We start from the raw sequence: 9,002 nt of genomic DNA, 5'->3' as shown, positions 1-9,002 counted from the left end.
AGCCTTTGTTTTCACGCTGGCCTGACGTTACTTCGTCTCGTCTTCGGCATCTCTGCCGTTCCCTTGCCGCCGTCGCGCTTCTCAGCGGCCCCGGCGTCGTGGGAGCCGGGTTATAGGCGGCTCGGCCAAACCCGGCAAGCGCTTTTTTCACCGCGGTGCGTTTTTTCTGAAAACGGCCTTAGGATCAGGCGCGGAGGGGAATGGCCCGCCGGCGATCGGACGGCTGGGGCGCGAAGCCATCGCGCAGGAAGCGTTCGAGTTCGATCTCCTGGGCGCTCTTCGGCACCTGATCGATCGGACGAACATCGCAGCGCCCGTTCGCAGCGACCACGCGAAGAAGCATGGCGGCGGCGTATCGCGGATTCTGTCGGTTGCTCATCCCAGTCGCTTCCCTTCTCGTCGGGGCGAGGGCACCCGAAGGGCCGACACCACAATCCTGATTTTAATTGATTGTGATGTTTTTGCCATAGCTTTTCGCGCCTTCCCCGAAAGAAAGTTGTGAAGGCACTAAGCGCCGGAAATTCCTGGAAAAATCATGCCCCAGGGTGGGCTTGAAGGGTGTGAGAAAAAGAAGACGGAGCGCTTTCAGGCCGCCTTTCTCAGCATTTTATTCGAATGCGAACGGCAATCCAGGGCCCCTGCCCTTCAGGATGCCGGCGCCAGGTCCAGCATGACACCGTCTGGACACGCGACAAGAGCGCGCAGAGTGATTGGGACATCGGCCAATACGAACACCGAACAGGGCGACCGGCCGCGACTCCCTCGTTCGTTCCGGTGAAGAGGGGAAGCGCCATGCCACAGCGTTTCTCCCTCCATCACCAGACGGTCGGGCTCGACGTGTCGGACCCGATCAAACGTGCCGACCGATCAGACCGGGAGCTGGCGCATCGAGGCCACGGCGGTCATCACGCCACGAATCTCCGCCAGACCGCGCAGCCGCCCGATCGCCGGGTAGCCGGGGTGGGTCTTCTTGCCCACGTCGTCCAACAGCTCGTGGCCGTGGTCGGGGCGGAAGGGGATGCGCCAGTTCGGGTTGCCGGCGTCCTTGCGGCGCTTCTGTTCCTCCAGCAGCGTGGTGACGACCGACACCATGTCGACGTCGCCGCCCAGGTGCTCGGCTTCCTGGAAGGAGCCGTCGGGGTCCTTCTTCACGTTGCGCAGATGGGCGAAGGTGACCTTCGGAGCAAAGCGCTTGATCATCGCCGGCACGTCGTTCTTCGCCCCGGCGCCGAGCGAGCCGGTGCAGAAGGTGATGCCGTTGGCCTCCGAATCGATGACGTTGACGATGAAGTCCAGGTCGTCCTCGTTGCTGACGATGCGCGGCAGGCCCATCAGCGGACGCGGCGGATCGTCGGGGTGGATGCACATGCGGATGCCCACCTCTTCCGCGGTCGGGATCACCTCGCGCAGGAAGCGGGCCAGCGTCTCGCGCAGCGCGCCGTGGCTCATGTCCTTGTAGCGGTCGAGCATCTTGCGCAGGCCCGGAATGTCGTAGCGGTCGAAGGCGCCCGGCAGGCCGGCCATGATGTTGGCGAGAAGCTTCTTCTTGTCACCCTCCGACGCCTTGTCGAACCAGGCGCGGGCGCGGGCCAGCACCTCCGGCGCATGGTCGTTCTCGGCGCCCGGACGCTCCAGCATGAAGACGTCGAAGGCGGCGTGCTCATGGGCGTTGAAGCGCAGCGAGGTGCCGCCGCCCGGCACCGGCGCGGCGAGGTCGGTGCGGGTCCAGTCGAGGATCGGCATGAAGTTGTAGCAGACCGTCGTCACCCCGCAGGCCGCGAGGTTGCGCAGCGACTGGCGGTAGTTGTCGAACAGCGGGGTCAGGTCGCCCTCGCCGATCTTGATGGACTCATGGATCGGCAGGCTTTCCACCACGCTCCAGCGCAGGCCGAGCGAGGGGTCGGCGGCGATCATCGCCTTGCGCTCCTCGATCTCCTCGACCGACCAGACCACGCCGTAGGGGATCTGGTGCAGGGCGGTGACGATGCCGGTGGCGCCGGTCTGACGGATGTGGTTGAGCCGGATCACATCGTCCGGGCCGAACCAACGCCAAGTCTGTTCCATGGTCTGCTCCTTGAAGAAGAGTGCTGTGCCGAGTCCGGCATGTCTCGATGGTATTTGTGGGTTGGGGCGCTCAGCCCGCGACCGACTGCACGACAGCGCGGGCGCCCTCGGCGTAGAGCCGGCGCAGCGCGTCGGTCACCGGGCCCGTGAAGCGCCGGTCGCGTGGCAGGTCGTCGCCGAAGACGGCGCTCAGCCCGAACAGGGCGGTCGCCAGACGGTCGGCGTCCGGCCCCGCCTCCGCCGCCAGCTCGGCGAGCCTGGCGGCCATGGGGTCGCGCACGTCGATGGGGCGGCCCGCCTCGTCGGTGCCGGAGACGTAGCGCATCCAACCCGCCACCCCCAGCGCCAGCCGGTCGATGGGCGCCCCGGCGGCCAGCCGGTCGCGGATGGTGCCGAGCAGCCGCTGCGGCAGCTTCTGCGTGCCGTCCATGGCGATCTGCCAGGTGCGGTGCCGCAGGGCGGGATTGCGGAAGCGCTCGATCAGCGCGTCCTTGTAATGGTCGAGGTCGGCGCCCGGCGGCATGTGCAGTGTCGGCCCGGCCTCCTCGTCCATCAGGCCGCGGATCAGCCGGGCGAAGGCCGGATCGGCCATGGTGTCCGACACCGTCTCGTAGCCGGCGAGATAGCCGAGATAGGCGAGCGTGGAGTGGCTGCCGTTCAGCAGGCGCAGCTTCATCGTCTCATAGGGATGGACGTCGGGAACCAGCTCCGCCCCCTCCAGCTCCCAGGCCGGGCGCCCGGTGGGGAAGCGGTCCTCGATCACCCACTGGCTGAACGGCTCGGTCACCACCGGCCAGGAGTCGCGCAGGCCCAGCCCGTCCGACACGCGATCGCGGTCGGCGTCGGTGGTGGCCGGCACGATGCGGTCCACCATGCTGTTCGGGCAGGCGACGTTCCCGGCGAACCACGTCCCCAGCGCGGGGTCGCGCAGCTCGGCGTAGCGGCGCAGCAGGCCCGCGGCGGTGTCGCCGTTGCTCGGCAGGTTGTCGCAGCTCAGCACCGTGAAGGGCTCCACCCCGGCGGCGCGGCGGCGGATCAGAGCCTCCACCAGGAAGCCGGGCACGCTGCGTGGGCTGTCCGGGTTGGCGAGGTCGTGGACGATGTCCGGATGGGCCTCGTTCAGCGCGCCGGTCGCCGGGTCGTGGCAATAGCCCTTCTCGGTGACGGTCAGGGTGACGATGCGGACGGACGGGCGGGTCAGAAGGTCCAGCACCGCGGCGGGGTCTTCCGGAGCGACCAGCAGCTCGGTGACCGAGCCGATCACCCGCAGCCGCTCGCCGGCGGCGTCGCGCACCGCGACGGTGTAGAGGCCGCCCTGCGGCTCCAGCGCGTCGCGCGTGTCGGGGCTGCGCAGGCTGACCCCGACGATGCCCCAGGGACCGAAGGACCGGGCCAGGGCGTCATCGGTGTAGACGGCCTGATGGGCGCGGTGGAAGGCGCCGATGCCCAGATGGACGATTCCGGTGGTCAGCGCGGCACGGTCATAGCCGGGACGCTGCGCGCCATGGCGCAGCGAGGGCAGCGTGTCGGGGCTCAGGCGCATGGAACACTCCGCATAAGGGCTTTACGTCTCGAAGAAGTGGCTGTTGGTTCGGGCGATCTCGTCCACCGCCGCGAAGACGGTGCGCAGATGGGCGCGCATGGCCTCCTCCGCCCCGTCGGGGTCGCGGGCGGCGACGCGGTCCACGATGCTCTGGTGCTCGCCGACGATCTTGGCTGCCCAGCCTTCGCTGTGCAGCGACAGGAAACGCACGCGGTCGAGCTGCGCCTTGACGGCGACCAGCAGGTCCCACACCGCCGGACGCCCGGCGATGCGGGCCAGCTCGGCATGGGTGGCCTCGTCCAGGGCGAAGAACTCGGAATGGCGGTCGGGGGACATCACCGCGCGGTGCGAGTCGAGAAGCCGGGTGAGCGAGGCGACGTCCGCCGCCGCCGCCCGCTCGGCGGCCAGACGCACGGTCCGGCATTCCAGGGTCTCGCGGATGAACTGGCTGTCCGACACCGCGCCGAGCTGGATCGGCGCCACGAAGGTGCCGACCTGCGGCACGATGCGCAGGAACCCCTCGTCGGCCAGCCGGCGGAAGGCCTCGCGCACCGGGGTGCGGCTGACGCCGTAGCGGGCGGCCACGCGGGTTTCCGAAATCCCCTCGCCGGGGCGGATCTCCCCCGACAGCACGGCGGCGCGCAGGGCGTCGTAGACCCCGTGCAGGCGGGGGCCGCGGATGTCGGTGGGGGCGGATGAGGTCGGCGAGTCGGTCATGGCGTCCATCGCGGCAACTTGCATACTAGTATGCCATTGCGGGCGGAAGCTGGCAAGGGGGTGGTGGGGAGTCGCTACGGTAGGAAATGATAAATGAATGCAAGACGACGCGGCCGTTAGAGCCCATCGGCGCTCTACGAGCATGCATACAAAGCAGGAGAGCGCGAAGAAATTTAGCTGGAGATGTTTAACATGACAGCAATAAAAAATAACTCGTAGTCACCACAGATCTAAAGCAAACACAACAATGCATTAATTCTCACGCAGTATACCCAATAATTAGTTGGTTATCAGAAATGATTCCAATTCTTAATGATGGCCCCTAAGTTCGCTTAAGGCATTATCAAGCATATATATAAATCCTGATGCATCCGAGAAATAGTTTGTATACGCAAGCTTAATTGCATCTTGTTGACTTGATCCCACCAAAACTACGTCAGCAACATCTTGAAGCTTGGCCTCAACCTCAGAGTACCTAGCTGCAGCACTGGCATTGTCCGAGAACCCCTCAGCCTCAAGCTTTCCTTCCATATCACCAGAAGTATAGTTGATTAGAATAAAAAGTCGTGATGAACGAGCAAACTTCTGAAACTCTGACGATGTCAGGTTTCTCAAGCGGAGGATTGCATGCAGCTCATCTTCAAGTCCTTGGTATTCAAATAGCAGATTTTGATTAGTGAGATCTGCACAATAGCCCTCCCTTCCTTCATGAACACGCGCCAATATCTCACTACATAACAAAAATAAACGAGATATTGACGCATTTGCTTGGCTAAATTTTAGCCTTGTTGCATTGACAATGTCGCTGATTTCAACAGCAGTAGCCCATGCATGCTGAACAACTGTGCGGTACTGTATTTCGAGACGCAATCCATTCCACTTTACACCTCCAGTTGACCCCACATTGTATTTGTAAACATCATGAATACCGCGATAACCAGACGGTTTGGGATGATCTATGTAATTGTATCTCTCCTTCCCACCAACCAATTCGTGCGCCGCTCTGGATGAAAGGACGCCACCGCGAAAGTGATTAAGGCTTGCGACATCTGGAAAGATGAGCCGGCATCCTGCGATATCATGCATCCGGGAGAGCGACATCCCCTGCTCTCGTCTTAGCTTGTCAATGATTGTAGGGCGCCGCTTAAGCCGCTGGGCGATTGTTATGGTATCCCCGCCGGCGGATCGAGCTCGGCGGAACCGCAAGGAAGATTGGAATGTGTTCAGCACATATAGATGCGAAGCGCGCCAATTATCTAATAGGACAAGGTCATTCGGGGTTTCTGCCCCAATCCGAATGCGCTCCCCAGCACGGTCTAACTCACCCTTACTATATCCGCCGGGCTCAACAAAGGGCATGATTCATCCTCAGTTTGCGTAACCCTAAATAGCGACTCCTTATGAGGAGGTCGAGAACAATGAATTCCCTTATGAGTTGATAGGAATCTCTGCGCGTAACGGCTTCACTTGAAGATCGCGTCGGAACGCTTCGCAATGGCATTGTACTCCACCTTGGGCGCACAGCTTCGCCACATCACTCGTCGCGCTCAACAATTAATGCTTTCGCCCGTATCTGTAGAATTCACCCCTCCCCCACCCCCCAGAAAAATGTTCGCCCCTTCCTCAAAATCGGCTTGCGCGGCACGCTGATATATTAATATGCTCTTCCTCAAGGAACAGCACGGACCGGCTCTGAAAGGGGCACGGGCCGGCCCATGGGGAGGACTGCAATGGCTTCGACCTCCAGGCGCGCCCTGGACGCTCAACCGCCCGGAACCGCTCCGGGGACCGTGCCCGGCAAGGTGCTTGGAACCGCAAAGGAACCGCGCCTGTCCGCCCGCGCCACGGCCACCGCGGAGATCTACCGATCGCTGCGCGGGGACATCGTGGCCATGCGGCGCAAGCCGGGGGAGCCCATTGTGGAGAAGCACGTCGCGGAGTCCTTCGGCGTCAGCCGCACCCCGGTGCGTGAGGCCCTGCTGCGGCTGGCCGACGACGGGCTGGTCGAAATCTTCCCACAGTCCGGCACCTTCGTCGCCCGCATCCCGGTCAACGCCCTTCCCGAAGCGGTGGTGATCCGCACCTCGCTGGAATGCACCGCGGTCCGCTACGCCGCCGTCCGTGCCGCGCGCAGTCAGGTCGCAGCGCTGCGGGCCAACATCCTGCTCCAGCAGGAGACCATGGCGGCGGGCGATCTCGATGGTTTCCACGAGGCCGACGAGGCGTTCCACAGCCTGATTTCCGAGATCGCCGGCTTCCCCGGCCTGTGGAATATGGCCCAGCAGGTGAAGGTGCAGGTGGACCGCTACCGCCGCCTGACCCTGCCGGAGCCCGGCCGCATCCCGCATGTGCTGGCCGAGCACGGCGGCATCGTCGACGCCATCGCGGCGCGCGACCCGGCCGAGGCGGAGCGGCTGATGACGATCCATCTCGGCGCTCTGCTGGAGTCGGTTCCGAACACCCAGGGGGCCAACCCCTTCTTCTTCTCCGGCGCGCAGCCGGACGACGCATCGAAGACGAAGAAAGAAAGCACCCCGTCATGACCAACCCCTTCGACCTCTCCGGGAAGACCGCCCTGGTCACCGGGGCCAACGGCGGCATCGGGCAGGCCATCGCGGTCGCCCTGGCGCGGGCCGGCGCCGACATCGCCGTGGCCGGGCGCACCCCGCCGGACGAGACGCGCGCGCTGGTCGAGGGGCTGGGCCGCCGCTTCGCCGCGATCCCCGCCGACCTGTCCGGCATCGCCCCGATCCCCGCCCTGATGGAAGAGACGGTCGGCACGCTCGGCGGGCTGGACATCCTGGTCAACAACGCCGGGCTGATCCGCCGCGACGACCCGCTGGACTTCACCGAGGCCGACTGGGACGCCGTGATGGACGTGAACCTGAAGTCGGTCTTCTTCCTCTGCCAGGCTTTCGGGCGCTACGCGCTGGGCAACGGGCGGAAGGGCAAGATCATCAACATCGCCTCCATGCTGTCCTTCCAGGGCGGCATCCGCGTGCCCTCCTACGCGGCGTCGAAGAGCGGCATCGCCGGGATCACCCGGCTGCTCGCCAACGAATGGGCGGGCAAGGGCATCAACGTGAACGCCATCGCGCCGGGCTACGTCGCGACCAGCGTCACCACCGCGCTGCGCGCCGACGAGCGCCGCAACGCCGAAATTCTGGCCCGCATCCCCGCCGGACGCTGGAGCGAGCCCGCCGATATGGGCGGACCCGCGGTGTTCCTGGCCTCCGATGCGTCCGATTACGTCCACGGCACGATCCTGCCGGTGGACGGCGGCTGGCTCGCCCGCTGAGCAGATCAGCGATCAGGGGCCGCCTGCGAAAGTAAGGGGAAGATGAAGATGAGCACGGACGTTTTCGTGATCGACGAGGCGGTGGACTGGCAGGATCTGGGCGCCGGGGTGCGCCGCAAGATCCTCGGCCACAACGACGCCATGATGATGGTGCGCGTGGAGTTCGAAACCGGCGCCATCGGGCCGCAGCACCGCCACCCGCACGTCCAGTGCGCCGTGGTCGAGAAGGGCGCCTTCGACGTCACCATCGAAGGCGTCACCCGGCGGCTGGGCACCGGCGACGGCTACATGGTGCCGTCCAACGCCCTGCACGGCGTCGTGGCGCTGGAGCCGGGCGTCCTGCTCGACATCTTCACGCCCCCGCGCGAGGACTTCCTCGCCTGACGACATCACCTGTTGCCCGGCGCGCGGGAACACGCGCCGGGCGGCTCCCGGACCAACCGTCCAAACCAAAGAACCAGCCTGAAGCTGCTTAAGAATCGCCAGGAGGACACGCTATGCATCTTTCGACCCGCGGTATCCGCGCCGCCCTTCTCGCCGCCTGCGCGGCCTGCACCCTGCTCGCCACCCCGGTCGTGGCCCGCGATTTCCGCTCCGCGGACATCCATCCGGCCGACTACCCGACCGTCGAGGCCGTGAAGTACGTCGACAAGCTCCTGAAGGAGCGGACCGGCGGCAAGCTCGGTGTGAAGGTCTACCCGAACGGCGCGCTCGGCACCGAGAAGGACACCATCGAGCAGCTGAAGATCGGCGGGCTCGACATGATGCGCATCAACGTCGCGCCGCTGAACAACGTCGTCCCGGAGACGATGGTCACGGCCCTGCCCTTCATCTTCCGCTCCACCGAACACATGCGCGCCGTTCTGGACGGCCCGATCGGCGACGAGATCCTCGCCGCCATGGAAAGCCAGGGTATGGTCGGCCTGGCCTTCTACGACAGCGGCTCGCGCAGCATGTATTCGGCCGCCAAGCCCTACAAGACGCTGGCCGACATGAAGGGCGCCAAGATCCGCGTCCAGCAGTCCGACCTGTTCGTCGCCATGATCCAGGCGCTGGGCGCCAACGCCACGCCGATGCCCTTCGGCGAGGTCTACACCGCGCTGAAGACCGGCATCGTCGACGCGGCGGAGAACAACTACCCGTCCTACGAGTCCTCGCGCCACTTCGAGGCGGCCAAATACTTCACCCTGACCGAGCACGCGATGGCGCCGGAAGTGCTGGTCTTCTCCAAGGTCTCGTGGGACCGTCTGACCAAGGACGACCAGGCCGCCATCCGCAAGGCCGCCAAGGACTCCGTCCCTTACATGCGCAAGCTGTGGGACGAGCGTGAGTTGAAGTCCAAGGACGTCGTCGTGAAGGCCGGCGCCCAGATCGTCGAGG

At 64.8% G+C, this 9,002-nt stretch carries 9 protein-coding genes; 4 read left to right on the top strand and 5 right to left on the bottom strand.

Translation table 11 applies throughout. From position 1 onward, the window contains the following. Positions 1-184 precede the first annotated feature (184 nt). The 5 genes from DS837_RS31465 to DS837_RS31445 all read right to left on the bottom strand — a co-directional run bounded on the left by DS837_RS31465 (position 185) and on the right by DS837_RS31445 (position 5,683). Positions 185-379, bottom strand: a complete 195-nt coding sequence (locus DS837_RS31465) for a hypothetical protein (protein ID WP_149168348.1) — start codon at positions 377-379, stop codon at positions 185-187. A gap of 488 nt (positions 380-867) precedes the next feature. After that, on the bottom strand, positions 868-2,064 hold the full coding sequence (gene uxuA / locus DS837_RS31460; protein ID WP_149168347.1) for a mannonate dehydratase: 1,197 nt from the start codon (positions 2,062-2,064) through the stop codon (positions 868-870). A 70-nt stretch (positions 2,065-2,134) separates the two neighbouring features. Further along, the gene (locus DS837_RS31455) at positions 2,135-3,607 is read right to left on the bottom strand and encodes a mannitol dehydrogenase family protein (RefSeq protein ID WP_149168346.1); all 1,473 of its coding nucleotides are present in this window, start codon (positions 3,605-3,607) and stop codon (positions 2,135-2,137) included. Between the two features lie 21 nt (positions 3,608-3,628). Continuing rightward, entirely contained in the window at positions 3,629-4,324 is a 696-nt protein-coding gene (locus DS837_RS31450; RefSeq protein WP_247884722.1) for a GntR family transcriptional regulator, read from the bottom strand. A gap of 309 nt (positions 4,325-4,633) precedes the next feature. Further along, on the bottom strand, positions 4,634-5,683 hold the full coding sequence (locus DS837_RS31445) for a RelA/SpoT domain-containing protein (RefSeq protein WP_149168344.1): 1,050 nt from the start codon (positions 5,681-5,683) through the stop codon (positions 4,634-4,636). A gap of 371 nt (positions 5,684-6,054) precedes the next feature. Here DS837_RS31445 and DS837_RS31440 point away from each other — a divergent pair, with 371 nt between their 5' ends. The 4 genes from DS837_RS31440 to DS837_RS31425 form a co-directional block, all read left to right on the top strand. Then, entirely contained in the window at positions 6,055-6,867 is an 813-nt protein-coding gene (locus DS837_RS31440; RefSeq protein WP_149168343.1) for a GntR family transcriptional regulator, read from the top strand. Further along, positions 6,864-7,622: a 2-dehydro-3-deoxy-D-gluconate 5-dehydrogenase KduD gene (kduD, locus tag DS837_RS31435; protein ID WP_149168342.1), complete on the top strand. Its 759-nt coding sequence runs from the start codon at positions 6,864-6,866 to the stop codon at positions 7,620-7,622. Before DS837_RS31440 ends, kduD begins: the two co-directional genes overlap by 4 nt. A 48-nt stretch (positions 7,623-7,670) precedes the next feature. Then, positions 7,671-8,006, top strand: coding sequence for a cupin domain-containing protein (locus DS837_RS31430; protein ID WP_014199982.1), 336 nt, complete (start codon positions 7,671-7,673; stop codon positions 8,004-8,006). Positions 8,007-8,119: 113 nt separating this feature from the next. Beyond that, on the top strand, positions 8,120-9,002 hold an 883-nt coding region (locus DS837_RS31425; protein WP_149168341.1), incomplete at its 3' end, for a TRAP transporter substrate-binding protein.

Source organism: Azospirillum brasilense (genome assembly GCF_008365405.1).
Taxonomy (GTDB): domain Bacteria; phylum Pseudomonadota; class Alphaproteobacteria; order Azospirillales; family Azospirillaceae; genus Azospirillum; species Azospirillum brasilense_D.
The sequence above is the reverse complement of the archived record's forward strand: the minus strand, read 5'-3'. Positions and strand labels throughout refer to the sequence as shown.

Bases quoted from the DNA above. Each gene is read 5' to 3' on its own strand.
- DS837_RS31455 (WP_149168346.1), bottom strand. From the start codon at position 3,607: ATGCGCCTGAGCCCCGACACGCTGCCCTCGCTGCGCCATGGCGCGCAG.
- DS837_RS31440 (WP_149168343.1), top strand. From the start codon at position 6,055: ATGGCTTCGACCTCCAGGCGCGCCCTGGACGCTCAACCGCCCGGAACC.
- kduD (WP_149168342.1), top strand. From the start codon at position 6,864: ATGACCAACCCCTTCGACCTCTCCGGGAAGACCGCCCTGGTCACCGGG.
- DS837_RS31445 (WP_149168344.1), bottom strand. From the start codon at position 5,683: ATGCCCTTTGTTGAGCCCGGCGGATATAGTAAGGGTGAGTTAGACCGT.
- DS837_RS31450 (WP_247884722.1), bottom strand. From the start codon at position 4,324: ATGACCGACTCGCCGACCTCATCCGCCCCCACCGACATCCGCGGCCCC.
- uxuA (WP_149168347.1), bottom strand. From the start codon at position 2,064: ATGGAACAGACTTGGCGTTGGTTCGGCCCGGACGATGTGATCCGGCTC.
- DS837_RS31430 (WP_014199982.1), top strand. From the start codon at position 7,671: ATGAGCACGGACGTTTTCGTGATCGACGAGGCGGTGGACTGGCAGGAT.
- DS837_RS31465 (WP_149168348.1), bottom strand. From the start codon at position 379: ATGAGCAACCGACAGAATCCGCGATACGCCGCCGCCATGCTTCTTCGC.